Below are 22,518 nucleotides of genomic sequence, written 5' to 3'. Positions count from 1 at the left end.
TGCCACAAGCGGTACAAACCCTATCCTGCGGCCTCCTGAGGCGTGTTGTCCGCGTTTCCCGGAGATCAGCCACCCGCCTACTAGGCTGGCCATATGACGATCGCTCCCGGTCTCAACGCCAGGCTGCTCATCATGGTCGAGCGGGAGGACACCGCGCAGAAGATCGGCAGCGGCGACGTCCCCGTCCTGGCCACGCCGCGGCTGCTCGCACTGGCCGAGATGACCACCGTCCAGGCGCTGCGCCCGCACCTGGAGCCCGGCACGACCTCGGTCGGCACCCGGGTCCAGCTGGAGCACCTGGCGCCCAGCCCGCTCGGCACGCACGTCGAGATCACCACCGAGCTGACCGAGGTGGACGGGCGGCGGCTGGTCTTCGCCTTCCAGGCGCGTGACCGCAGCCAGGTCGTCGGCCGGGGGACGATCGAGCGCATGCTGGTCGACCGTGATCGGTTCCTGGCGCGCGCTACTCGATGACGGCGATCAGGTCGCCTTCCTGGATCACGTCTCCCTCGGCCACCTTGAGCTGCGCCACCACACCGTCGTCCTCGGTGAGGACCGGGATCTCCATCTTCATGGACTCCAGGATGACCAGGGTGTCACCGTCGGACACGGTGTCGCCCTCCTGGACGACGACCCTCCAGACGCTGGCCACCATCTCCGCGCGCACCTCGGCCACCTGGGCTCCTCTCTTCCGATGAGCTAACAATGTCACGGGTCGACCAGGCCCGTGACGCAGCCGCCGCTGACGAACTCATTCCACGCAGAACGGCAGATTGCTCTCGAAGACCACCTCCACGGCCCACAGCGGAGTCGTGGCGGCGGGCAACCGTCACCGACTCGCCGGAAGCGCCGCTCACGGGCCCTCAGCCGCAGTACGGCGGGCGGCGGGTGGGGTGGCCTACCGTACAGGAAATTCAGAGCTTGTGGGAAAGGGCCAGCCGGTCGACCACGCGCGCCATGGAGCTGATGACGGCGGGGTCGTACTCCGTGCCGGAGCCCAGGCGCAGGCGCTCCATGGCGGCGCCGGCGCGGTCGCGGTCGGTGGAGCCGCCGACCAGGTCGTCGTAGCCGTTGGCGGCCTTGATGATGCGGCTGGACAGCGGCGGCTCGTCGGCGATGCAGTCGGTCTGGCGACGCACCACGTCGGCGACCCGGTCCAGGACGCCGGTCTGCTTGATGACCTCCGCACCCAGCTCGGCGATGCGGCGCGCCTGCTCGGGGTCGGTCAGCACGGTGGCCCCTCCGGGGATGGGGTCGCGCAGGGACAGCTGGCCGATGTCGTGCATGAGCGCGGCGTACTCCAGCTCGAGCAGCTCAGGCTCGGACATGCCCAGCTCCCGCCCGACCGCCACCGCCAGGCGGCTGACCCGGCGCGAGTGGCCGGGCTCGACGTAGCCGCCCACCTCGGTGACCCGCGACAGAGCGCGCACCGTCTGCAGGTAGGTGGCGCGGATCCCGGCGTACTTGCGGAAGGCGACCTGCGTGACCAGCAGCGGCGCGGCGAACACGAGCAGCGCGACCAGGTCCATGCTGTGGGTGGCCAGCGCGAGCAGCACGCCCGAGGCGGCCACCGCGGCGCCCAGCGGGAAGGCCATGTTGAGCTCGTCGCGGATGGCCACTCTGAAGGCCGTGCGGACCTGTTCCGACCGCAGTAACGCGGCGATGAGCACGTCGACGAACAGAGTGATGGTGATGAGCGCCACCATGACGCCCAGCGCGGGCCACCAGGTCGGCTCGGGCCCCTGCGTGAGGCGGTAGAGCGGGCCTGCCAGCGGCCGGAAGGCGAAGGCCAGCAGCGCGCCGGTGAGCAGGCGGCGGGCCATGGCGTCCAGCCGGGGCGGCCGGCCGACCGCCAGGTGCGGCAGCGCTCCGGCGATCATGCCCACGGCGATGACGGCCACGACCTGCAGCGCGGTGTGGTCCAGCTGGTTCTGGCTGAGGTCGAGCAGCAGCGTGTAGCCGAGCGCGGCGGCGGCGCCGATGGGCGCGACCTCGCGGTTGCCCGGCATGGTGAGCCTGGCCAGCTCGCCCACCGCGATGAGCGCGCCGAACCCGACGGCGATCTCCGGGTGGTCGAGCCCGACGGCGGCGGTGTGCGCGACGCCGGCCACGGCGACCAGCCCGGCGCCGGAGATGAGCAGCAACTGTCCCGAGTCGAGGCCCTGAAAGCTCATGACATGCCCTCAGCTCCGCTTGAGGGCATGTCAGGGTGTCCGGTGGTTGGCTCGCTCACGGGCCGCTCACCACTTCGATGGGCATGGTGGGGTCGTCATGGTCCTTGGTGGTGGTCTGGGTGGCCCCGGCGGGCGGCGGCTCGACCGGGCGGGGCGGCTGCCACGGACTGTGTTCGAGCGCCTTGACGAAGGCGTTGACCATCTCCGGGTCGAACTGGCTGCCGGCGCCCTTGTGCAGCTCCCCCACGGCCACCTCGACCGGGCGGGCGCCGCGGTAGGAGCGGTCGGAGGTCATCGAGTCGAAGGCGTCGGCCACCGCGATGATCCTGGCGAACTCCGGGATCTCGTCACCCGCCAGCCCCATCGGGTAGCCCTTGCCGTCGTGCCGCTCATGGTGGTGCATGATCCCGGCGAAGGCTTCGTCGAGGAAGTCGATGCCGCGCACGATCTCCAGCCCGCGCATCGGGTGCAGCTGGATGGCGGCGAACTCCTCCTCGGTGAGCGGCCCCTCCTTCTGCAGCACCTTGGTGGGCACGCCGAGCTTGCCCACGTCGTGCAGCATCCCGGCGTAGCGGATGGCGCGCAGCCGCTCCAGGCCCATACCGATCTCCTGAGCGATCATTCCGGAGGCCAGCGAGACGCGCCTGCAGTGGCCGCGGGTGTAGTAGTCCTTGGTCTCCACGGCCTGGGCCAGCGCGGCGATCGTGGCGTCGTAGGACTTCTGCTGGGCGTGGTACTGCCCCAGCGCCCAGCGCGCCACGAACAGCGGCAGCAGCACCAGCACCGCCGAGATCGACTGCACGGTCGCCCACAGCCCGGCCACCAGCAGCCCGAACGTGCCGTAGCCCAGGTACGACAGCAGGAACTGGGCCATGCCGCGCAGCGGCACCTCCATCGCCCGCACCCGGGTGGCCAGCCAGATCATGGTGAGCGTGAGCAGGATGTTCAGCGGGACGAACACCGCCGTGGCGGCGGCGTAGGGCCCGATGAGGTCGTCGAAGGCGTTGACCTTGGGCACGCCGGTGACCCCGCCGAGCCACTGGTAGACCCACCCGGCCGCGTAGCCGCAGATGGCGAACTGGGCCCCGTTGAACAGCCGCTTGATGAGCGGCAGCCCGGGCCGCACGCTGATCATCGCCGTCAGGCCCACCAGCGCGGCGCCCTCGGGCCCGATGAGCACGACGGCCGCCAGCGCGGCGGAGAAGCTCACCGACACGGCGAACTGCTCCACGTTGAGCAGCGTCGGCATCGACTCGCACACCAGGAACAGCAGCGCGAGCACCAGCAGGATACCCAGGGTCTCCGACGACACCAGCCCGTCGGTGAGCACGCTGTGCCCGATGAGTGCGGCCGCCGCGGCTATGACGGCGACCAGGTAGAGCTTCGCCGGCCACGGCAGATCACGCATTGCGGCCCCCTACGGGTTGGTCAGGTCCAGGACACCCCGGGGGGCAGCGCGAACCCGCCGCCGCCAACAAGCAGCACCACAGGAGCGATCACCGCGAACGCCGTGATCAGCCTCGCGGCCATCACTTTCAACATCCACTCGCCTCCACGTCTGACGTATGTGGGTCACGCTACAGAAGTCGAGGTGTCCAGAAGGGCGGACTCGGGAATCGCAAGCAAAGCGTAATCAAGCCACTACCTGCGGCGACCTCGCGCCCACTCGACCGTGGCCCGCAGACCGGTCGACAGATCGGTGCGCGGCTGCCAGCCCAGCCCTTCGAAGGCGGGCACCGGGTCGACGGCCATCGCGGGCAGGTCGCCCAGTCGCGGCTGTGCGAAGCCCGGCTTGTCCGGCGCATCGGCGGCGTCGGCGATCAGCGCGTGCAGCCTGCGGTCGGTGGTCTGGAGGCCGGTGCCGAGGTTGAAGCGCATGCCGTTGCCCGCCTGGCCGGACGCCTTGACGAAGCCGTCGACCACGTCGTCGACGTAGACGTAGTCGCGGGTCTGGGTGCCGTCGCCGTAGAGCACGGTCGGCGTGCCGCTCAGCAGCCCGTCGGTGAAGATGGCCACCACCCCGGCCTCGCCCTCGGGCGACTGGCGCGGGCCGTAGACGTTGGACAGCACCAGCGTGGTGTACTCCAGCCCGTACAGCGCGCGGAAGGTCGCCAGGTAGGTCTCGCCGCTGAGCTTGGAGGCCGCGTACGGCGAGCGGGGATCGGTGGCGGCGTCGCTCGGCACCGGGATCGTGGCCGGCCTGCCGTACACCGCGACGGAGGAGGCGAAGACGACCTTGCGGGTGCTGCCCTCGCGGGCGGCGGTCAGCACCGAGGCGGTGCCCTCCACGTTGATCCTGGCATCGTGCACCGGGTCCATGACGCTCTTGCGGACGCTGATCTGCGCCGCCAGGTGGACGATGACCTCCGGCTGCAGCTCGGCGGCCAGCCCGATCAGCGCGGGATCGCGGATGTCCAGCTCGCGCAGCCGGAAGGCGTCGTGCTCGGCGGCCTGGGTCAGGTTGTCTCTGCTGCCTGTGGACAGGTCGTCGACCGCGACGACCTCGTGCCCTTCGAGCAGCATTCGGTCGACGAGGTTCGAACCGATGAAGCCGGCACCCCCGGTGACGAGCACGCGCATGGGGGAATCCTAGTCGGAGAGCTCCGACCTCACTTGAGCGATGCGGGCCAGCACCTTGGAACGCAGGTCACCCGGGACCGGGTCGCAGCCGCAGTGTTTGGCGACCAGCTGCTTGATCGCCTTGTCCAGGTCGTATTCCTTCAGGCACGGGCTGCACTCGTCGAGGTGGACCCGGATGGCGACGATGTCGGCCTCGCCGAGCTCCCCGTCGAGGTAGGAGTAGACCCTCTCGAGTACGTCACGACAGTCGGTGTCGTGCGGGTTTCCACAGCTCATTTCGATCCCTCCGCCGGGACCAGGCCACGCTCGCGAGCATAGTCCTCAAGGTGCGTACGCAACTGCCGGCGGCCGCGATGCAGCCTCGACATCACCGTACCGATCGGAGTGCCCATGATGTCGGCGATCTCTTTGTACGGGAAGCCCTCGACGTCGGCCAGATAGACCGCGATCCTGAACTCCTCGGGAAGCGCGGCGAGCGCCTCCTTGATGTCGCCGTCGGGCAGGTGCTCGAGCGCCTCGACCTCGGCCGACTTCAGGCCGCTCGACTGGTGCGACTCGGCCCTGGCCAGCTGCCAGTCCTCGATCTCCTCGGTGCCCGACTGCTTGGGCTCACGCTGCTTCTTGCGGTAGCTGTTGATGAACGTGTTGGTCAGGATGCGGTAGAGCCACGCCTTGAGGTTCGTACCTTCCTGGAACTGGTGGAACGACGCGAACGCCTTGGCGAAGGTCTCCTGTAGCAGGTCCTCCGCATCCGCGGGGTTCCGGGTCATCCGGAGCGCGGCCGAGTAGAGCTGCTCGAGGTAAGGCATCGCTTCACGCTCGAACCGCTCACCGCGCTGCTCCAGAGTCTCCGTGCCTGTCGCGGGCACCGGACCCACCCCCCTATGATCACCGGTGGCCGGCTGTGGCGGTACACCGTACTCAGGGGAGAATACCCGCTCGTCAACGTCCGGCAGGTCACCGGGGATGGGCTTCAGCATCCGAGCGAAGGAGCTCGGCGGGAGAGAGCGAGCGGAGTAATGCCAACGAGCGCCGTAGCGGTCGCGACCATCAGCAACAGCGAGCATGCTCGTCGCAACACACCCGCACTCTCGTCTGTTCCCGCAAGATAGAAGGTGACGAACGACCCGGTGCGGGGAAAGCCATACGTACCGGCTGGTAGCCATTTCCCGGAACCCAGGAGTCGCGTGTGCTGCCCATTCCGGCCGAGGAACTGAACGGCTCGGGGACGCTCGGGCCGTACTGGACCTTCTACCGCGCAGTCGTCGCCGAACAGTTGAGCCAGTGGCTCCCCGGCAGCCCCTCCGTCATCCTCGATCTCTCCGGCGGCCGCGGCCGGTGGTCGGCCCATGCCGCCAGGGCCGGGCACCGGGTGCTGGAAGTACTCGACTTCCGCAGGACCCTCGACGTGCACGCCCGATTGCGCGACGCCGACCGCGTCCGCCAGGTGCGCGCCGACGACCTGGCCTTCCTTCCCGACGAGTGTGTGGACGCGGTGGTCGCCGAGGAACGGGCGATGTCCATCGAGCTGATGGCCGAATCCGCGATGAGCGACGTGGCCCGGGTGCTGCGGCCCGGCGGGCGGGCGCTGGTCTGCGTCGACTCGCTGGTGCTGGGCATGGCCATCCTGGCCGAGCAGGGGCAGTGGCAGCACCTGACGCAGACCGGCGAGGTCATGCTGGTGCCCTGGCCCGACGGCAGCATCACGCGCTGCTTCAGCAGCGGGCAGCTGCGCGAGCTGCTGATGGGCGCGGGACTGGAGGTGGAGTGGATGCGGCCGCGCACGGTGCTGTCGCCGTCCACCGTCGACCACATCCTGGCCAGCGACGCCAGGGCGCTGGCCTACCTGGTGCGCACCGAGCTTGAGGCGCGTCCCGACGACAACGACACGGTCGGCATCCACCTGCTGGCCAGCGCCCGCAAGACCTGACCGGGGTCAGCGGCGGCGCTCCAGCTTGGACTGACACTGGACGCAACGGGCCGCCTCGGGGCGGGCCTCGAGCCTGCCCTCGGGGACCGGCTTGCCGCAGTCGACGCACTGCCCGTAGGTGCCCTCGTCGAGGCGTTTGAGCGCGTCGAGCACCTGCCGGCGGTGGGCGCTGGCCACCGCCAGCATCGCCTCCACGCGGTCGGCGTCGGTGAGGTCGGCTCCCGCGTCGGCGGCCGACCTGTCGCGGACGGCGACCGGGTCGCCGCTCAGCACTCCGATCGATCGCTCCACGTCGGTGAGCATGCATTGCAGCCGCTCACGAGCGGTCGTGTCGTCCACGAATCCGCACCTCCGGGTAAGCAAGGGCAACCCGCGACGGGTCTCCCCGGCAGTCCCGCGCGGCGCATGAGGGGGCATGTTCGGCGGTGACTCCGAGTACACGGATACATCGCTTTCCTCACCGGATGCCCACTTAGCGTGCTTCTTACACCTGTCTAGAAGAGCCCGTCTCCCTCTCCGTCAGGAAGAGGTTCGATCAGCTCGGGCCCGTTGTTGCGCACGCTGTTGACCTCGGTCGAGACCGGGACGGCCGTCAGCCTGCCCGACTGCGCGGGAACCAGCAGGCCGGAGGCGGTCTTGGTGTCGGTCATCTGCGGGTCGAGCCACTCCGCCCAGCGTTCGCGCTCGATCATCATGGGCATCCTGTCGTGGATGTGCCCCAGGTCGTCCTCGGCGTCGGTGGTGATGACCGTGCAGGTCACCAGCCACTTCAGCGGGTCGTCGTCGTCGCGGGTGGGGTCCTTCCAGAACTCGTACAGCCCCGCCATCGCCAGCACGCCGCCGTCCTCGGGGTGGATGAAGTAGGGCTGTTTCTTCTTCTTGTCGCCCTCGACCGGCATCCACTCGAAGTATCCGTCGGCAGGCAGCAGGCATCTGCGCTTGGCGAACGCGCTTCTGAAGGAGGGCTTCTCGGCGAGCGTCTCCGCCCTCGCGTTGATCATCCGTGAGCCCACCGAGGGGTCCTTGGCCCAGGCGGGCACCAGTCCCCACTTGAGGATCCTGAGCTGCCTGACGCCCCGCTCGGCACTCTCAGGGACGCGGCTCAGCACCGCGTAGACGTTCTTGGTCGGCGCCACGTTGTAGTCGGGGCCCAGCTCCTTGTCCGGGTCACCGTCCTGCTCGACCTGGAACTCCTCGAGCAGTTCGTGCTTCTTCCTCGCCGACGCGTATCTGCCGCACATATCGCCACTGTGCCACGCCAAGCTTTCGCATGCATGTACGAGTCAACCCTGAGATACTCAGCGTGTCATCTCGGTCACGAAGGGAAACGGCCGCCATGGTTGCAGCCTCACGCAAGACGCATGCCTGCCCCACTCCGGACCCCCAGCCGGAGGTGTCCGCGACGACTACACCCCCCGCCGACCGGGGTGAGGCGGAGCTCACGACCCTGCGCCAGGTCTACGACTTCCTCGCCGACCACACCAAGCTCCGCATCGAGATCATCAACGAAAGGCTGATCGTGAGCCCCTCCCCCACCCCCCTGCACCAGCGGGTCTCCGGCCACCTCTACGCCAAGCTCCTTCCCATCGCCACGGAGCATGGCTGGGTGGCGTATCCGGGCGTCAGCATCTGTCTCGATGGGACGAGGGAGCCCTACGAGCCAGATCTTGTGATCGCCCCACCTGATGCCCCCACGTGGGGAGAGCGGGAGATCTTCGCCAGTGGCGTCATCATGGTCGGCGAGATCGTCTCCAGGAGCAGCATGGCCGACGACCGCACACACAAACCCGATATCTACGCCAGTGCCCGAATCCCGATCTACCTGCTGGTGGATCCCATCGCGGACCCGCAGGCCGTCACGGTGTTCAGCGAGCCCAAGGAAGGCCAGTACACCGTCTCCACCACGGTCGCCATGGGCAAGGAGATCCACATCCCCGCCCCCGTCGACTTCCTGCTGGACACATCGGTCTTCCTCTGACCCGCCGGTAGGCTTTGGGGCATGCCCTCTCAGCACTGGCCCGCTCCGGTCGCGACCGCTCCTGTCGAGGCCGTCGTTCAGCTGCCCGGTTCGAAGTCGGTGACCAACCGCGCGCTGCTGCTCGCCGCGCTCGCCGACGGCCCGGGCGTGGTACGGCGGGCGTTGCGGAGCCGTGACGCCGACCTGATGGTGGCCGCGCTGCAGACCCTGGGCGCCGGGCTGGAGGAGCGCGACGGCGACTACCACGTGACGCCAGGGCCGATCGCCGGCGGCGGGCGGATCGACGTGGGGCTGGCGGGCACGGTGATGCGGTTCGTCCCGCCGATGGCCGCGCTGGCCGACGGCGAGGTGTTCTTCGACGGCGACCCGCACGCCAGGAAGCGCCCGATGGGCCCGATCCTGGACGGGCTGCGGGCGCTGGGCGCCAGGATCGACAACGACGCGCTGCCGTTCACCATCCGCGGGCCGCTGACCGGCGGCGAGGTGACGCTGGACGCCTCCGGCTCGTCGCAGTTCGTGTCGGGGCTGCTGCTGACCGCGCCGCGCTTCGAGAAGGGCGTGACGATCCGCCACGTGGGCCCGCCGGTGCCCTCGCAGCCGCACATCAAGATGACCGTGCACATGCTGCGGGCGGCCGGGGTGAGGGTGGACGACGCCGAGCCCGACGTGTGGCGGGTGGAGCCGGGGCCGATCGCGGCGCGCGACCTGGTCGTCGAGCCCGACCTGTCCAACGCCGCGCCGTTCCTGGCCGCCGCGCTGGTCACCGGGGGCAGCGTCACGATCCCCGACTGGCCGCGGGAGACCACACAGGGAGGCGACGCCCTGCGGAGCCTGCTCGCCGGTATGGGGGCGCGCGTGGCTTTCGACGGCAGCGACCTGATCGTCACGGGAGCGGGAGCAGGAGCGGGCACGATCGAGGGCGTCGACGTGGACCTGCGGGACGAGTCGGAGCTGGTGCCCACGATCGCCGCGCTGGCCACGCTGGCCAAGAGCCCGACCCGGGTCAGGGGCGTGGCGCACATCCGCGGCCACGAGACCGACCGGATCGCCGCGCTGGTCACCGAGATCAACCGGCTGGGCGGCGACGCCGAGGAGACCGACGACGGGCTCGTCGTCCGGCCCAGGCCGCTGCACGGCGGCGTCTTCCACAGCTACGACGACCACCGGATGGCCACCGCCGGCGCGGTGATCGGACTGGCCGTGCCCGGGGTCGAGGTGGAGAACATCGCCACGACGGGTAAGACCCTGCCGGAGTTCGACCGGATGTGGGCGGAGATGCTGGGGGTAGGCCGCTGAGAAAGCGGGAGTACGACGAGGACGACGTACGGGTCCGGCCGGGCAAGGGGTCGCGGCCGCGGACCCGGATCCGTCCTGCCCATGAGGACGCGGTGGAGGGGTTCGTGGTCGCCGTCGATCGCGGCCGCTACACCTCCGTGGTCAACCCGCCGGGCCGGCGCGAGAAGCCCCGGTTCGTCGTCGCGATGAAGGCCAGGGAGCTGGGCCGCAAGGGCATCGTGGTGGGCGACAGGGTGGCGCTGGTAGGCGACGTGTCCGGCGCTCCTGACGCGCTGGCGAGGGTGGTCCGGGTCGAGCCGCGCACCTCGATGCTGCGCCGTTCCGCCGACGACACCGAGGACACCGACGGCATCGAGCGCCCTGTCGTGGCCAACGCCGAGCAGCTGGTCATCGTCACCGCGCTGGCCGATCCGCCGCCCAGGCCGCGCATGATCGACCGCATCCTGGTGGCGGCCTTCGACGCCGAGATCGAGCCGCTGCTGTGCCTGACCAAGTCCGACCTGGCCCCGCCTGACGAGCTGGTGGCGCACTACGAGCCGCTGGGCGTGCCGTACGTGGTGGTGCACAAGGGCAGCTCGCTCGACGAGCTGCGCGACCACCTCGCCGGACGCATCAGCGTCATGGTCGGCCACTCGGGCGTGGGCAAGTCCACGCTGGTCAACGCGCTCGTGCCGGACGCCAACCGCGCCGTCGCCCAGGTCAACGCCGTCACCGGCCGCGGCCGCCACACCTCCACCTCGGCGGTCGCGCTGGAGCTGCCGGCCGGCGGGTGGATCATCGACACGCCCGGGGTGCGCAGCTTCGGCTTGGCCCACATCCATCTGGAGACGGTCCTGGCGGCCTTCCCCGAGCTCAACGAGGGCGCGGTCAACTGCCCCAAGGGCTGCACCCACCTCACCGAAGGCTGCGCCCTCGACGCCTGGGTCGCCGCCGGCCACGAGAGCCAGGCCCGCCTGCTCTCCCTGCGCCGCCTGCTGTCCTCCCGCGAGGGGGGCGCTGATGAGCCTTCTTGAAAGCTCGCTCCTCGTACGGCAAGCCGCCCCCACGCCACCCACCGCACGGGGCCGGGCCCTGTCCAGGGAGACGCTCCTCCGGTGATGCGGGGCTGAGCACCGTTACGAGCCACGGTGCCCGCGTCCCGAGGCGCCGTGGCGGCGGGCACGCGGCACCGACTCGCCGGAAGCGCCGCCCGCGGGCCCTCAGCCGAAGTGCGGCGGGCGGCCGGTGGGGCGGCCCGCCGTACAGCATCAAGAAGCCTTGAGCGTCCAGATGACGGTGACTTCAGAAACGGTCAGGCCGTCGGCATTGGTCAGGGTGACCGTCACGGGGAATTCGGGGCGCTTGCCCGCGTCCAGCTGGGCGACGATCTCGTCGCGGGTGGCCTGCAGGCGGGCCTCGGCCCGGATGTCGCCCTGGGCGAACTTGTGATACTCGACCGTGGCCGACCTGGTCAGCGGCACCGCGCGCGCCAGCAGGTCGCCCAGCGCCGACAGCATTGCCGCCCCCGAGGCCGACTCCGCCAGCGTGAACAGCGCGCCCGCGTGCGGCCCCGCCACGTGATTGTGCAGTTCGGGGCGGTCGGGCAGGCGGCAGGCAGCGTAGCCGTCCTCGACCTTGTCGAACTCGACGCCGACGGTACGAGCGAAAGGCACGCTCTCGAGCAGGAAAGCACCGACATCAAATGACATGAGGCACATGCTACTGGCGAGTAACCATCGATTGAAAAACGCGACTGATGTAAGTCATGCCTGACGCGGTAGCGTGGCTCCTCGTGACGGGTTATAACGACGATCTGCGCCTGGCTCACGTCATGGCGGACGCCGCCGACGATCTGACCATGCGGCGGTTCAAGGCGGTCGACCTCAAGGTCGAGACCAAGCCCGACCTGACTCCTGTCAGCGACGCCGACCGTGCTGTCGAGGAGGCCATCCGCGGCACGCTGCGGCGGGCCAGGCCGCGCGACGCCGTGGTCGGCGAGGAGTTCGGCAGGACCGGGTGGGGCGCCAGGTCGTGGATCATCGACCCGATCGACGGCACCAAGAACTACGTGCGCGGTGTGCCCGTGTGGGCGACGCTGATCGCGCTGATGGAGTACGGCAAGGTCGTCGTGGGCCTGGTGTCGGCTCCGGCGCTCGGGCGGCGCTGGTGGGCGGCCACCGAGGGCGGCGCGTGGACGGGCAAGAGCCTGACCAAGGCCAGCCGGATGCAGGTGTCGCAGGTGTCGACGCTCAGCGACGCGTCGTTCTCCTTCTCCGACATCGAAGAATGGGAAAAGGCCGGGCGGCTGTCGAACTTCCTGGATTTGTCGCGCAATTGCTGGCGCAGCCGGGGATACGGCGATTTCTGGTCCCACATGATGGTGGCCGAGGGCGCGGCCGACCTGTCCGCCGAGCCGGAACTGTCCCCCTGGGACATGGCAGCGCTGACGGTCATCGTCGAGGAGGCGGGCGGCGTCTGGACCGACCTGGCCGGGGTCCCGAGCCTGGAGGGCGGCAGCCTGGTCTGCAGCAACGGCACCCTGCACGACGAGGTGCTCAAGCGCCTCAATAACTCATAGCGCCAGCACCCTGCCGACCGCCGCCATCAGGCTGTCGCGGTAGGAGCCGCCAAAGAGGACCACGTGCACCAGCAGCGGATGCAGTTGGTGCAGCGGTACGCGCTCGCGCCACCCGTCGGCCGGCAGGAACTCCTCCCGGTAGGCGCCGAGTATCCGGTCCAGGTGCGGCGCGCCGAACAGCGCCAGCATCGCCAGGTCGGTCTCCCTGTGACCGCCGTGCGCGGCCGGATCGATGAGCACCCCCGCGCCGCCTGACCACAGCACGTTGCCGCTCCACAGGTCGCCGTGGATGCGGGCGGGCGGCTCGGCGGGTCCCGCGACCTCCGCGAAGCGGTCCACCGCCCGGTCGATCTGCCGCATGTCGCGCGAGGGCAGCCCGGCCTGCCGTACGAAGGGCAGCACGCGGCGGGTGGCGTAGAACGTCGGCCAGTCGTCGGCGGGTGAGTTGTCCATCGGCAGTTCGGCGATGAACCCGGGCCAGGGAGCGCCGAAGGCCTGGGCCTCGGCGCGGTGCATCCTGGCCAGGTCGCGGCCGAACCGCTCGGCGGCCTGCGGCGTGGGCCGCTCCTCGGAGACCCACTCGAGCACGAGCCGGTCCTCACCGACCGAGATCACCTCGGGGACCGGCACGCCCGACTGCCCGAGCCAGCGCAGCCCGGCGGCCTCGGAGGTGAAGTCGGCGCCGCTCTTGACGAAGACCTGGCGCCCGTCGTCCAGCACGGCCCGCGAGAGCCGCCAGCCGTGCGACGAGCCCAGGTCCTCAACCGATCTCATCGGCCAGGTGCTTGGCCAGGCCCTCGGCGGCGGCCTCGACCATGGTCAGCACGCGGTCGAAGGACCCGTCGTAGTAGGGATCGGGCACCTCGGCCCCTGCCGGCGCCGCCGGGTCGAACTCACGGAAGAGCCGGGCACCACGGAGAGAGCGAAGATTGTCCCGGTCCATGGCGAGAACAAGGTCATAGTCGTCGAAAGTGAACTGTTTGGCTCGATGGGCGCTTCCGTCGTATCCATGAGCCTTGAGCGTCCGGAGCGCCCTGGGATCCATGGGTTCACCCGCGTGCCACCCGCCGGTCCCCGCGCTCTCCACGCTCACCCGCTCGGCAAGCCCGTGGTCCGCGAGTTTCCTGCGCAGCACCACCTCGGCCATCGGGGAGCGGCAGATGTTTCCCATGCACACCAGGCATACGCGATAGGTCATGGACACCATCATGAGGGTGACCTGGCGCGTTCACCGAACGTTCACCCTTGTTGGGGGGTTTGAGTCACTTTCGCTGCATAGCTTCATGGCGACTAAGGACCAAGTGGGAGGAACCCAACCGTGAAGTATGCAGGCCGGCTCGCCGCCGTCGCCGTAGTCGGCGCGCTCTCGCTCGCTGCGTGCGGCACAGACAACAATGGCGGAGGCAGCACCACCGCCGCGACCGCTTCGGGCAACGACGCAGGCACCGGGGGCTCGATCAACGCCGCCGGCTCCTCGGCCCAGGCCAACGCGATCGACCAGTGGAAGAAGGACTTCCAGGCCAAGAACCCCGGGGTCAGCCTGAACTACCAGCCGAGCGGCTCCGGCGCCGGCGTCCAGGCCTTCATCCAGGGCACGATCGCCTTCGCGGGTTCCGACTCGGCCCTCAAGGACGACAAGGGTGAGCCCGCCCAGGCCGACGCGCGCTGCAAGACCGGCAAGGCCATCAACATCCCGATGGTGACCGGCCCGATCGCCGTCGTCTACAACGTGCCCGGCGTGGACGGCCTGCAGCTCAAGCCGCAGACGATCGGCGACATCTTCAACGGCAAGATCACCAAGTGGGACGACGCCGCGATCAAGGCCGACAACCCGCAGGCCAAGCTGCCCTCGACCCCGATCCAGGCCTTCCACCGCGCCGACGAGTCGGGCACCAGCGACAACTTCACCAAGTTCCTCAAGGCCACCGCCGGCTGGCCGTACGAGCCCGCCAAGGCCTGGCCGGCCGAGGCCAAGGGCCAGGGCGCCAAGGGCTCCGACGGCATCGCCTCGTCGGTGAAGAGCACCGAAGGCGCCATCAGCTACGTCGAGCTCTCCTTCGCCGAGAACTCGCAGCTGCAGAAGGCCAAGGTCGCCAACGGCTCGGGTGAGTTCGTCGAGCTGAACGCCGACAGCGCCGCCAAGACGATCGAGACCGCCGAGGTCAAGGGCTCCGGCAACGACCTCAAGCTGGGCATCGACTACGCCACCAAGACGGCGGGCGCCTACCCGATCGTCCTGGTGACCTACGAGATCACCTGTGAGAAGGGCCTGCCGGCCGACCAGGCCAAGCTGGTCAAGGACTTCCTCACCTACACCTCCAGTGACGAGGGCCAGGCCTCGCTGAAGGACCTGGGCTACGCCCCGCTCACCGGAGACCTGCTCGCCAAGGTCCGTACCGCCGTCAGCGCCATCTCCTAGGACGTCATGACGACCAACGTCAGAACACGTGGAGGCGGACCGGTCACGCACCGGTCCGCCTCGCGCGGCACCCGAGGTGAGGGTGCCTTCCGCTTCCTGTCCACGGGTGCGGGCGTCGTTCTCCTGGCGATCATGGCGGCCATCGCCGTGTTCCTCATCAGCGAGGCGATCCCGGCTCTGCGGGACAACAAGGGGAACTTCTTCACCGAGCTGACCTGGCAGCCGAACAGCACCGGGGTCTTCGGCATCGCCGCCCTGGCCTTCGGCACCGTCCTCAGCTCGGCCCTCGCCCTGATCATCGCCACGCCGATCGCCATCGGCGTGGCGCTGTTCATCTCCCACTACGCCCCCAGGCGCGTTGCGGGTCCTCTCGGCTACCTGGTCGACCTCCTGGCCGCGGTCCCCTCCGTGGTCTACGGCCTGTGGGGCGTGGCCTTCCTGGTGCCGCTGCTCAAGACCCCCTCACAGTGGCTGAACGAGCACCTGGGCTGGTTCCCCTTCTTCTCCGGTGAAGGCGCGATCGGCGGGAAGACGATGCTGGCCGGCGGGATCGTGCTGGCCATCATGATCCTCCCGATCATCGCGGCCATCTCCCGCGAGGTCTTCCTCCAGACCCCCAAGATGAACGAGGAGGCGGCGCTCGCCCTCGGCGCGACCCGCTGGGAGATGATCCGGATGGCCGTGCTGCCGTTCGGCCGTCCCGGCGTGATCAGCGCGGCGATGCTCGGCCTCGGCAGGGCGATGGGCGAGACGATCGCGGTGGCGCTGATCTTCCCGGCCACCTTTGACATCTCCATCCAGATCCTGACCCCCCACGCCAACAGCATCGCCGCCAACATCGCCAACGGCTTCGGCGAGGCCACCCCGATCGGGCGCGGCGCCCTGATCGCCTCCGGCCTGGTGCTGTTCGTGATCACGTTGCTGGTGAACATGGCCGCGCGGTTCATCATCAACCGCCGCAAGGAGTACGCGAGGAGTGGAGCATGACAGCTCTTCAGCACATCTCCACCGGGCGGCGCGTGAAGAACCGCATCGTCCAGGGGCTGGTCTACCTGGCCTTCGCGCTGGCCGTGGTCCCCCTGATCTCCGTGCTCTGGCTGGTGATCAAGAACGGCCTGGCCCGCCTCGACATGGAGTTCCTGACCCACTCCTACCGCAACATCGGCGCCAGGGACGCCGGCGGCGGCGCCTACCACGCCATCATCGGCACGCTCGAGCAGGTGCTGCTCGCCTCCCTCATCTCCATCCCGATCGGGTTGCTCACCGCGATCTACCTGGTGGAGTACGGCAGGGGCGGGCGGCTGAGCCGTACCATCAGCTTCTTCGTCGACGTCATGACCGGCATCCCGTCGATCGTGGCGGGCCTGTTCATCCTGGCGTTCTGGATCCTGTTCCTGAAGCAGCCGTACTCGGGATGGGCCGGGGCGATGGCGTTGTCGATCCTGATGATGCCGACCGTGGTCAGAGCCGCCGAGGAGATGCTCCGCCTGGTGCCCAACGACCTGCGCGAGGCCGCCTACGCGCTGGGTGTGGCCAAGTGGCGCACCATCCTGAAGGTCGTGCTGCCGACCGCGCTGACCGGCATCATCACCGGCGTCATGCTGGCCATCGCCCGCGTCGCCGGCGAGACCGCGCCGGTGCTGCTGACCGTGTTCTTCACCGACTCCATCAACACCGACCCGTTCAACGGGCCGCAGATGAATCTCCCCCTTTTCGTGTTCGACCAGGCCGGACGCCCCAGCGACCTGGCCGTCAACCGGGCCTGGACAGGGGCTCTCGTCCTCATCGTGATCGTCATGCTGCTCAACCTGGCGGCGCGGGCCATCGCCTGGTGGCGAGCCCCCGCCAAGGGCCGATAAGGGGGTATCCGCAGCAATGTCCAAGCAGATCCAGGTATCCGGGCTCGACGCCTACTACGGATCGCACAAGGCCATCGAGGACGTCTCGATGACCATCGAGCCGCGCTCGATCACGGCCTTCATCGGGCCGTCCGGGTGCGGCAAGTCCACGTTCCTGCGCACGCTCAACCGGATGCACGAGGTCATCCCGGGCGCGCGGGTCGAGGGCAAGGTGCTGCTCGACGGGGAGGACCTGTACGCGCCCACCGTCGAGCCTGTCTCGGTACGGCGCAGCATCGGGATGGTCTTCCAGCGGCCCAACCCGTTCCCGACCATGTCGATCTACGAGAACGTGGCCGCGGGGCTCCGCCTCAACGGCCGCCGATCCAAGTCCCACACGGACGGCGTCGTCGAGCAGTCGCTGAAGGGCGCCAACCTCTGGAACGAGGTCAAGGACCGGCTCAACAAGCCCGGCGCCGGTCTGTCGGGCGGCCAGCAGCAGCGCCTGTGCATCGCGCGGGCGATCGCGGTCGAGCCGCAGGTACTGCTCATGGACGAGCCGTGCTCGGCGCTCGACCCGATCTCGACGCTGGCCATCGAGGACCTGATGGTCAAGCTCAAGGACGACTACACGATCGTCATCGTCACGCACAACATGCAGCAGGCCGCTCGCGTCAGCGACCGGACCGCGTTCTTCAACCTCGCCGAGCAGGGCAAGCCCGGCAAGGTCGTCGAGATGGATGAGACGTCCCGCATGTTCACCAATCCGTCCCAGAAGGCGACCGAGGACTACATCACCGGGCGCTTCGGCTGATGTTCGACCAGGTCAACGGGGAGACGAGGAGCAAGCCGGTGCTGCTCATCGCCGACCCCGACACGGCCGTGGTGGCCGATGTCGCGACCGCTCTGGAAGGTGAGGGCGTCGCCGTCACCGGCGTGTCCGACGGCGCCCAGGGACTGCTGCAGGCCGGTGCCCTCCGGCCGGACGTGGTGCTCGTCTCGGCCACGCTGCCGGTCATCGACCCGATCGAGTTCGTCCGCGCGGTACGGCTGTCGCGGGCCGTGCCCGTGCTGCTGGGAGTCGGCGAGGGGCACGCGGAGCAGGCGGTCCAGGCGCTCGCCGCCGGGGCCGCCGCCTGCGTTGCCCGGCCGTACCGGGTGCCCGAGCTGCTGCCGTTCATCCAGGCGGCCTCGCCGGAGGCGCGCAAGGTGCTGTCGGTGGGCGAGGTCGAGCTGGACGTGCAGGCCTACCAGGTCCGGGTGGAGGGGCGGGTGGTGCACCTGCCGTTGCGCGAGTTCGAGCTGCTGCACTACCTGATGCGCAACACCGACAGGACGGTCACGCGCGAGCAGATCATGCGCCACGTCTGGCACGCGGCCGCCAGCACCTCGACGAACACGATCGCGGTGCACGTCAAGCGGCTGCGCGCGCGCTTGGGCGACGACGAGGACCAGCTCATCCAGACCGTGCGCGGCGTCGGCTACCGCCTGGTCAGCCCCGGCACTTCCGGAACGCCTTCATGACGCGGGTGGCGACCCCCTGCACGGTCGCGATCCCGTGTCCGACCTCGGCGCTTCCCTCGGTGAGGACGGCCACCGCGTAGACGTGACCGTGGCCGCGGATCAGCCCGGCGCTCACCACGGCCCAGTGCTTGTTCGACACGCGCTTGAGCCAGCCGTTCTTGAGCGCCACGTGCTCGCCGCGGCACGCGGCCTCGCTGATGCCCCAGGCCTGGCTCTTGGTGACCTTGCCCATCAGCCTGAGCACCTGGGCGCGGTCCTTGGCCCGCAGCGGGCTGCGGTCCGACACCAGCTGGTGCATGAGGCGGACCTGGTCGCCGGCGGTGGTCCTGGTGATGCCCCAGCAGTACAGGTCGAGGCAGTCGCCCGGGATGCCCTGCGTGTGGCGCAGGCCGAACTTCCTGCCCGCCCTGGTGAACGCGCCCGCGCCGCCGATCTTCAGCCAGAGGCGGTCGGCGGCCTCGTTGTCGCTGAAGCGGATCATCAGGTCGGCGTCATGCCTGGTGGCCTTGGACAGCTTGCGCCACGGGGTCTTGAGCAGCAGGGCCATCAGGATCTGCACCTTGGCGGTGCTCGCGGTGATCATGACCTGGTGGCGGTGGTAGCGGTAGACGCGGCCGGTCGTCAGATCCTTGACCACGGCGGTGACCGGGCCGGGGCGCCCCGCCAGGTAGTGGTCGAGGCGCTTGCTGACGGCCTTGGAGTCGATCGGCTTCGTACGGCCGGCCGTGGTGGCGGCCACGGAGGCGGTACGGCCGGCCCTGGTGGGCTCCGTGGGGTTGCGGCCCGCCGTGACGGGTTCCGTGTGGCCGGCCGTACTCTGGTGCGCTCTGGGATGGTCGGCTTGCGCCTCGGTCGTGCAGGACGTGAGGGACAGCACGAGGGCGACCGCCGTGATCCATCGAGGTAACAAGCCGTCGCCCTTTCCGAGATTTTTCGCGAATTATTGCGAAAAATCGGGATGAGGCGCTAGGTGCTGGAGTGAGCCAGTTTGGCGATGGTGTCGTCGTCGCAGGTTGCCCAGAAATCGCCGACGACGTCTTCCAGGTGCTCCAACGAGTCGGCCCGGAACAACACGTCCTGATATTTCGTGATGTCGTAGTGGGTAGTGCCCATGGCCCCCAGATCGAGCGGGCGGATGTCCATCCCGCGGAACTCCTCGATCTCGCCGTAGGACGACAGGATTCCGGCGCCGTAGGCCATGAGCTCGCCCTTCTCGGCCATCACCCCGAACTCCAGGGTGAACCAGAAGATCTTCGAGACGAACTCCAGCGCCTCGTCGCTTTCCACCCTGCGCGCCGCTTCCCCGGCCAGGTGGTAGAGCGCGGCATAGCGATCGCTGGCCAGCGCATTGGCATGCCCGATCACCTCATGGATGACGTCGGGCTCCGGCGTATAGAAAGGCACGGAATGGTGCCGAATGTACTGCGTTGAGTGGAAATATCCGTCGGCGAGCACGCCGTAGAAGTCCCGCAGCGGCACCAGCCCGGCGGCCGGCAGGTAGCGGAACCCGGTCAGCGGCTCCAGCAACCGGCTGACCTCCTCGAGCTGCGGGATCCGATCCTCCGGCAGCCCCAGCCGCGCGGCCCCGTGCCGATATTCGGCCGTGGCGTAAATCGCGTGCTTGATCGCCAGCTCCTTGGTGACCAGCGACCAGATACCGTGCTCGCGCTCCGTGTACTCGGCCGCCGGGATCGGCTCGCCGCGCCGGTGGTTGACCGCCAGCCCGGCGATCGCGTTGCGCCGCTCCCGGTACACCGGGTCAGCGAAACCGGGGTGCGAGGCGGCCAATTCCACCACGACCGACCCATCGCTCCGGCTCTCCACCGGGGCGAAGTACTGCGCTTCCTCGAACATGTCCAAGATGACAGCAAATTCGCGATTCGCTGGCAAGAGCGCGCAGTTCTACTGCGCGATACGCTAAGTCTGGTATGGCTCTTGGTGCCTATGACTGGTCGGATCGACCAGTCGCAATCACGTGGCTCCAAACGACCGCGTCGACCAGGCGGCATCATGCCTCTGCCTGGGCGTTCGTGCCTTTGCCCGGCCGTTCGCCGGTCGAGGCCGTCGGCTCGGTGTCACGGCCGGGGCCGCCGCCGTTGATCGGTTTCGCGTTCGGGAGGGACACCGTGGACGAGCTCGACGCCAGGTTGCTGACGACCATGCGGGCGCATCCGCGCATCGGGCTGACCGAGCTGGCCCGCCTGCTCGGCGTCGCCAGGGGCACCGTGCAGGCCCGCGTGGAGAAGCTCACGGCTCGGGGCGTCATCGTGGATTTCGGGCCCACCATATCCACGGCCGACGCCGGCTATCCGATCATGGCGTTCATCTCGCTGCAGATCGCCCAGGGGCGGCTGACCGAGTCGGTCGAGGCGCTGCGTGCCGTACCTCAGATCCTCGAGGTGCACGGGACGAGCGGGCAGTACGACCTGCTGTGCCGGGTGGTGGCGCGCAGCACCGATCACCTGCAGGAGGTGATCGCCAGGGTCCTGGCCTCGCCTGCGGTGCAGCGCACGGACACCACGATCGCGCTGTCCACCCAGGTCCCCTACCGCGTCGAGCCTCTCCTGCTCTCGCGCGACTAGCCCCGCCGCCTGACGTTCTGAACCACCAGAAGCACCCTCACATACCTCTTCTGGATAGTCGCCACCGGCGCAACCACAGTCGGCCCGACCATCCTCGGCCGCCCGCCCCTGTGGCTCCTCCTCCAACTCCTCGCCGTAACCACCATCGCCGCCGGCACCACCCTCACCCTCCGCCAGCGACACTCCCAGGACGCTGTACGGCAAGCCCTCCTCACCACGGCCACCCTGGCATTCATCCCATGGGCCGCCTACTGGGGCCTCCTCACCGTGTAACGCGGTGTGCAACCGAGCCGAGTGCCGCCAGGAACCAACACCCAGACCCGGAGCAGGGCCGGGGTGCCGGAAGCAACCGACGCCCTGGCCCGAGGCAGCGAGCCAACGCGATACGCACAGGCTCGACCGACGCCGCCAGCGATACGTTCACATCCGCGAGACGCGCGCGTGACCGGCGTGGTCCCAGTGCTACGTTCACATCCGCGGCACGCACGCGTAACCGGCGTGGTCCCAGTGCTACGTTCACATCCCCGGGACGCACGCGTGACCGGCGTGGGCCCGGCGATACGTTCCACTTGCGAGACACGCGTGCTTGCAGAACGCAGCACTCACGACGCGGCGACGAATCCCTCAGAAAAGCGACGGCCGCACGGATGGAGAGCTCGGCAAAGCGCCCCACACTGCAAGGGGCACCCGCACCGTGAACAGCCCCTGAAAGCAGCAAGCCACCCCACTGTCGGGATGGCTAAGCCACCAGGCGCGCTTTCGTGCCGCGGAGGCTAGTGGTGCTGGGTGGGTCTGCCGCCGAAGCGCCAGGGGTGGACCTCTGTATGACCGTCGCCGCTGGGCGGCAGCAGCGTCGCGGCGGCTTCCTGGTCCGGCGCTTCTACCAGTGCCACCCGGCCGAGCCGCGCCTCGCCATCGAGGGCGAGCAGCTCGCCGTACACGATCACGTGTTTCGACGTGACCGGCGCGGCGACGGAGTCGTCCATGGTGATCACCAGGAACCGGCCGTAACCGTCGACAGCATCGGTGAAATCCCACATGGTGCGGCCCAGGACATTGTGAAAGCGGCACAGCAGCACCGACTCGAAGGCGCCAGCGCGGTAGTACGGCTCTTCATAGGCGAAGGTGCGGGCGGCTTCCACGTCCGGAAGGTCAACGATGTGCAGGCTGCCCGTCGACTCGACCTCGTCGCCATCGCCGGTCAGCGTGGGACCGCGAGCGATCAGCAGCTCCCCGTACCCATCCATGAAGGACCAGTGCTCGTCCTTCAGGCTCACCTTGAGCCCGAAGGCGCCAGGACGGTCGCGGCCGTACACGAAATACTGCACGGTCGCTCAGCCTAGACGATCGTGACGGCGACCCCCTCCTGACCAGCTCCAGCCTCACGTCCCCAGAGTCCAGAAGCAGCACCCCTAGAAACACGAAAAGGGGCCACCCCGAGATGCGGGATAGCCCCTCTGAAACGCGAAAAGGGGCCGCCCACACCGTGGACAGCCCTGGAAATGCGGAAAGGCCCACCCCGAACCCGGGATGGGCCTTTCCAGTAATATTTGTGCGGCGGCGACCTACTCTCCCACACCCTCCCGAGTGCAGTACCATCGGCGCTGGGAAGCTTAACTTCCGGGTTCGGAATGTAACCG

At 69.0% G+C, this 22,518-nt stretch carries 26 protein-coding genes and 1 rRNA gene; 12 read left to right on the top strand and 15 right to left on the bottom strand.

The window, feature by feature from the left end; all coding sequences use genetic code 11:
• Positions 1 to 93 precede the first annotated feature (93 nt).
• The gene (locus ACIBHX_RS16075) at positions 94 to 474 is read left to right on the top strand and encodes a thioesterase family protein (RefSeq protein WP_397067851.1); all 381 of its coding nucleotides are present in this window, start codon (positions 94 to 96) and stop codon (positions 472 to 474) included.
• Here the strand turns inward: ACIBHX_RS16075 and ACIBHX_RS16070 are convergent.
• From ACIBHX_RS16070 to ACIBHX_RS16045, 6 genes are all read right to left on the bottom strand, one after another.
• On the bottom strand, positions 464 to 676 hold the full coding sequence (locus ACIBHX_RS16070; RefSeq protein WP_397067850.1) for a biotin/lipoyl-binding carrier protein: 213 nt from the start codon (positions 674 to 676) through the stop codon (positions 464 to 466). The two genes, ACIBHX_RS16075 and ACIBHX_RS16070, sit on opposite strands and share 11 nt — an antisense overlap.
• A 238-nt stretch (positions 677 to 914) precedes the next feature.
• Entirely contained in the window at positions 915 to 2,174 is a 1,260-nt protein-coding gene (locus tag ACIBHX_RS16065; protein ID WP_397067849.1) for an HD-GYP domain-containing protein, read from the bottom strand.
• Positions 2,175 to 2,229: 55 nt separating this feature from the next.
• On the bottom strand, positions 2,230 to 3,582 hold the full coding sequence (locus ACIBHX_RS16060) for an HD-GYP domain-containing protein (RefSeq protein ID WP_397067848.1): 1,353 nt from the start codon (positions 3,580 to 3,582) through the stop codon (positions 2,230 to 2,232).
• A 233-nt stretch (positions 3,583 to 3,815) separates the two neighbouring features.
• Complete coding sequence (locus tag ACIBHX_RS16055; RefSeq protein ID WP_397067847.1) at positions 3,816 to 4,754, bottom strand: NAD-dependent epimerase/dehydratase family protein; 939 nt, start codon at positions 4,752 to 4,754, stop codon at positions 3,816 to 3,818.
• 9 nt (positions 4,755 to 4,763) lie between these two features.
• Entirely contained in the window at positions 4,764 to 5,030 is a 267-nt protein-coding gene (gene rsrA / locus ACIBHX_RS16050; protein ID WP_397067846.1) for a mycothiol system anti-sigma-R factor, read from the bottom strand.
• Positions 5,027 to 5,632: a sigma-70 family RNA polymerase sigma factor gene (locus ACIBHX_RS16045; protein ID WP_397068324.1), complete on the bottom strand. Its 606-nt coding sequence runs from the start codon at positions 5,630 to 5,632 to the stop codon at positions 5,027 to 5,029. Before ACIBHX_RS16045 ends, rsrA begins: the two co-directional genes overlap by 4 nt.
• A gap of 311 nt (positions 5,633 to 5,943) precedes the next feature.
• Here ACIBHX_RS16045 and ACIBHX_RS16040 point away from each other — a divergent pair, with 311 nt between their 5' ends.
• Positions 5,944 to 6,684: a class I SAM-dependent methyltransferase gene (locus ACIBHX_RS16040; protein WP_397067845.1), complete on the top strand. Its 741-nt coding sequence runs from the start codon at positions 5,944 to 5,946 to the stop codon at positions 6,682 to 6,684.
• Between the two features lie 6 nt (positions 6,685 to 6,690).
• Here ACIBHX_RS16040 and ACIBHX_RS16035 read toward each other — a convergent pair whose 3' ends face one another.
• Complete coding sequence (locus tag ACIBHX_RS16035; RefSeq protein WP_397067844.1) at positions 6,691 to 7,023, bottom strand: TraR/DksA family transcriptional regulator; 333 nt, start codon at positions 7,021 to 7,023, stop codon at positions 6,691 to 6,693.
• A 155-nt stretch (positions 7,024 to 7,178) separates the two neighbouring features.
• On the bottom strand, positions 7,179 to 7,925 hold the full coding sequence (locus ACIBHX_RS16030; RefSeq protein WP_397067843.1) for an SOS response-associated peptidase: 747 nt from the start codon (positions 7,923 to 7,925) through the stop codon (positions 7,179 to 7,181).
• Positions 7,926 to 8,020: 95 nt separating this feature from the next.
• On the opposite strand from ACIBHX_RS16030, the gene ACIBHX_RS16025 reads away from it, so the two are divergent.
• Genes ACIBHX_RS16025 through rsgA form a run of 3 tightly spaced genes read left to right on the top strand, consistent with a single transcriptional unit; the run spans position 8,021 to position 10,971 of the window.
• Entirely contained in the window at positions 8,021 to 8,662 is a 642-nt protein-coding gene (locus ACIBHX_RS16025) for a Uma2 family endonuclease (protein ID WP_397067842.1), read from the top strand.
• Between the two features lie 21 nt (positions 8,663 to 8,683).
• Complete coding sequence (aroA, locus tag ACIBHX_RS16020) at positions 8,684 to 9,958, top strand: 3-phosphoshikimate 1-carboxyvinyltransferase (protein ID WP_397067841.1); 1,275 nt, start codon at positions 8,684 to 8,686, stop codon at positions 9,956 to 9,958.
• Positions 9,955 to 10,971: a ribosome small subunit-dependent GTPase A gene (rsgA, locus tag ACIBHX_RS16015; protein WP_397068323.1), complete on the top strand. Its 1,017-nt coding sequence runs from the start codon at positions 9,955 to 9,957 to the stop codon at positions 10,969 to 10,971. Before aroA ends, rsgA begins: the two co-directional genes overlap by 4 nt.
• 234 nt (positions 10,972 to 11,205) lie before the next feature.
• Here the strand turns inward: rsgA and ACIBHX_RS16010 are convergent, their stop codons facing one another.
• On the bottom strand, positions 11,206 to 11,646 hold the full coding sequence (locus ACIBHX_RS16010; protein WP_397067840.1) for a DUF4442 domain-containing protein: 441 nt from the start codon (positions 11,644 to 11,646) through the stop codon (positions 11,206 to 11,208).
• 56 nt (positions 11,647 to 11,702) lie between these two features.
• On the opposite strand from ACIBHX_RS16010, the gene hisN reads away from it, so the two are divergent.
• On the top strand, positions 11,703 to 12,515 hold the full coding sequence (hisN, locus tag ACIBHX_RS16005) for a histidinol-phosphatase (protein WP_397067839.1): 813 nt from the start codon (positions 11,703 to 11,705) through the stop codon (positions 12,513 to 12,515).
• Here the strand turns inward: hisN and ACIBHX_RS16000 are convergent.
• Positions 12,510 to 13,289, bottom strand: a complete 780-nt coding sequence (locus tag ACIBHX_RS16000) for a fructosamine kinase family protein (RefSeq protein WP_397067838.1) — start codon at positions 13,287 to 13,289, stop codon at positions 12,510 to 12,512. The genes hisN and ACIBHX_RS16000 overlap by 6 nt on opposite strands.
• The gene (locus tag ACIBHX_RS15995) at positions 13,276 to 13,713 is read right to left on the bottom strand and encodes a low molecular weight protein-tyrosine-phosphatase (protein WP_397067837.1); all 438 of its coding nucleotides are present in this window, start codon (positions 13,711 to 13,713) and stop codon (positions 13,276 to 13,278) included. Before ACIBHX_RS15995 ends, ACIBHX_RS16000 begins: the two co-directional genes overlap by 14 nt.
• Positions 13,714 to 13,833: 120 nt before the next feature.
• On the opposite strand from ACIBHX_RS15995, the gene pstS reads away from it, so the two are divergent.
• Genes pstS through ACIBHX_RS15970 form a run of 5 tightly spaced genes read left to right on the top strand, consistent with a single transcriptional unit; the run spans position 13,834 to position 18,296 of the window.
• Complete coding sequence (gene pstS, locus ACIBHX_RS15990; RefSeq protein ID WP_397067836.1) at positions 13,834 to 14,934, top strand: phosphate ABC transporter substrate-binding protein PstS; 1,101 nt, start codon at positions 13,834 to 13,836, stop codon at positions 14,932 to 14,934.
• A 6-nt stretch (positions 14,935 to 14,940) separates the two neighbouring features.
• Positions 14,941 to 15,921 carry a phosphate ABC transporter permease subunit PstC gene (gene pstC / locus ACIBHX_RS15985; RefSeq protein ID WP_397067835.1) on the top strand — a complete coding sequence of 327 codons (981 nt, stop codon included), beginning with the start codon at positions 14,941 to 14,943 and terminating at the stop codon, positions 15,919 to 15,921.
• Positions 15,918 to 16,793, top strand: coding sequence for a phosphate ABC transporter permease PstA (pstA, locus tag ACIBHX_RS15980; protein WP_397067834.1), 876 nt, complete (start codon positions 15,918 to 15,920; stop codon positions 16,791 to 16,793). The genes pstC and pstA overlap by 4 nt, the downstream gene beginning before the upstream one ends.
• 16 nt (positions 16,794 to 16,809) lie before the next feature.
• A complete protein-coding gene (gene pstB, locus ACIBHX_RS15975; protein ID WP_397067833.1) occupies positions 16,810 to 17,586 on the top strand; it encodes a phosphate ABC transporter ATP-binding protein PstB in 777 nt (258 codons plus the stop codon).
• On the top strand, positions 17,586 to 18,296 hold the full coding sequence (locus ACIBHX_RS15970; protein ID WP_397067832.1) for a response regulator transcription factor: 711 nt from the start codon (positions 17,586 to 17,588) through the stop codon (positions 18,294 to 18,296). Before pstB ends, ACIBHX_RS15970 begins: the two co-directional genes overlap by 1 nt.
• On the opposite strand, the gene ACIBHX_RS15965 is transcribed toward ACIBHX_RS15970, so the two are convergent.
• Both ACIBHX_RS15965 and ACIBHX_RS15960 read right to left on the bottom strand, forming a co-directional pair.
• Positions 18,265 to 19,206, bottom strand: a complete 942-nt coding sequence (locus tag ACIBHX_RS15965; protein WP_397067831.1) for a serine hydrolase — start codon at positions 19,204 to 19,206, stop codon at positions 18,265 to 18,267. The genes ACIBHX_RS15970 and ACIBHX_RS15965 overlap by 32 nt on opposite strands.
• 56 nt (positions 19,207 to 19,262) lie before the next feature.
• Positions 19,263 to 20,150, bottom strand: a complete 888-nt coding sequence (locus tag ACIBHX_RS15960) for a phenylalanine 4-monooxygenase (RefSeq protein WP_397067830.1) — start codon at positions 20,148 to 20,150, stop codon at positions 19,263 to 19,265.
• Positions 20,151 to 20,422: 272 nt separating this feature from the next.
• Between ACIBHX_RS15960 and ACIBHX_RS15955 the strand changes: the two genes are divergently transcribed.
• Complete coding sequence (locus ACIBHX_RS15955; RefSeq protein WP_397067829.1) at positions 20,423 to 20,878, top strand: Lrp/AsnC family transcriptional regulator; 456 nt, start codon at positions 20,423 to 20,425, stop codon at positions 20,876 to 20,878.
• A gap of 773 nt (positions 20,879 to 21,651) precedes the next feature.
• Here ACIBHX_RS15955 and ACIBHX_RS15950 read toward each other — a convergent pair.
• Positions 21,652 to 22,194 (bottom strand): YciI family protein, encoded by a 543-nt coding sequence (locus ACIBHX_RS15950; RefSeq protein ID WP_397067828.1) that lies wholly within the window; start codon positions 22,192 to 22,194, stop codon positions 21,652 to 21,654.
• Between the two features lie 236 nt (positions 22,195 to 22,430).
• Positions 22,431 to 22,518, bottom strand: a 5S ribosomal RNA gene (gene rrf / locus ACIBHX_RS15945); the annotation flags it as partial.

This window comes from Nonomuraea sp. NPDC050536 (genome assembly GCF_044457685.1).
Classification (GTDB): Bacteria; Actinomycetota; Actinomycetes; order Streptosporangiales; family Streptosporangiaceae; genus Nonomuraea.
This window is presented reverse-complemented; position numbering and strand designations above follow the sequence as displayed.

Bases quoted from the DNA above. Each gene is read 5' to 3' on its own strand.
- ACIBHX_RS16030 (WP_397067843.1), bottom strand. From the start codon at position 7,925: ATGTGCGGCAGATACGCGTCGGCGAGGAAGAAGCACGAACTGCTCGAG.
- rsrA (WP_397067846.1), bottom strand. From the start codon at position 5,030: ATGAGCTGTGGAAACCCGCACGACACCGACTGTCGTGACGTACTCGAG.
- hisN (WP_397067839.1), top strand. From the start codon at position 11,703: ATGCCTGACGCGGTAGCGTGGCTCCTCGTGACGGGTTATAACGACGAT.
- ACIBHX_RS16060 (WP_397067848.1), bottom strand. From the start codon at position 3,582: ATGCGTGATCTGCCGTGGCCGGCGAAGCTCTACCTGGTCGCCGTCATA.
- ACIBHX_RS16025 (WP_397067842.1), top strand. From the start codon at position 8,021: ATGGTTGCAGCCTCACGCAAGACGCATGCCTGCCCCACTCCGGACCCC.
- ACIBHX_RS16065 (WP_397067849.1), bottom strand. From the start codon at position 2,174: ATGAGCTTTCAGGGCCTCGACTCGGGACAGTTGCTGCTCATCTCCGGC.
- pstA (WP_397067834.1), top strand. From the start codon at position 15,918: ATGACAGCTCTTCAGCACATCTCCACCGGGCGGCGCGTGAAGAACCGC.
- ACIBHX_RS15970 (WP_397067832.1), top strand. From the start codon at position 17,586: ATGTTCGACCAGGTCAACGGGGAGACGAGGAGCAAGCCGGTGCTGCTC.
- ACIBHX_RS16075 (WP_397067851.1), top strand. From the start codon at position 94: ATGACGATCGCTCCCGGTCTCAACGCCAGGCTGCTCATCATGGTCGAG.
- ACIBHX_RS15960 (WP_397067830.1), bottom strand. From the start codon at position 20,150: ATGTTCGAGGAAGCGCAGTACTTCGCCCCGGTGGAGAGCCGGAGCGAT.
- pstC (WP_397067835.1), top strand. From the start codon at position 14,941: ATGACGACCAACGTCAGAACACGTGGAGGCGGACCGGTCACGCACCGG.
- ACIBHX_RS16000 (WP_397067838.1), bottom strand. From the start codon at position 13,289: ATGAGATCGGTTGAGGACCTGGGCTCGTCGCACGGCTGGCGGCTCTCG.
- aroA (WP_397067841.1), top strand. From the start codon at position 8,684: ATGCCCTCTCAGCACTGGCCCGCTCCGGTCGCGACCGCTCCTGTCGAG.
- ACIBHX_RS16010 (WP_397067840.1), bottom strand. From the start codon at position 11,646: ATGTCATTTGATGTCGGTGCTTTCCTGCTCGAGAGCGTGCCTTTCGCT.
- ACIBHX_RS16055 (WP_397067847.1), bottom strand. From the start codon at position 4,754: ATGCGCGTGCTCGTCACCGGGGGTGCCGGCTTCATCGGTTCGAACCTC.
- ACIBHX_RS15995 (WP_397067837.1), bottom strand. From the start codon at position 13,713: ATGACCTATCGCGTATGCCTGGTGTGCATGGGAAACATCTGCCGCTCC.
- pstB (WP_397067833.1), top strand. From the start codon at position 16,810: ATGTCCAAGCAGATCCAGGTATCCGGGCTCGACGCCTACTACGGATCG.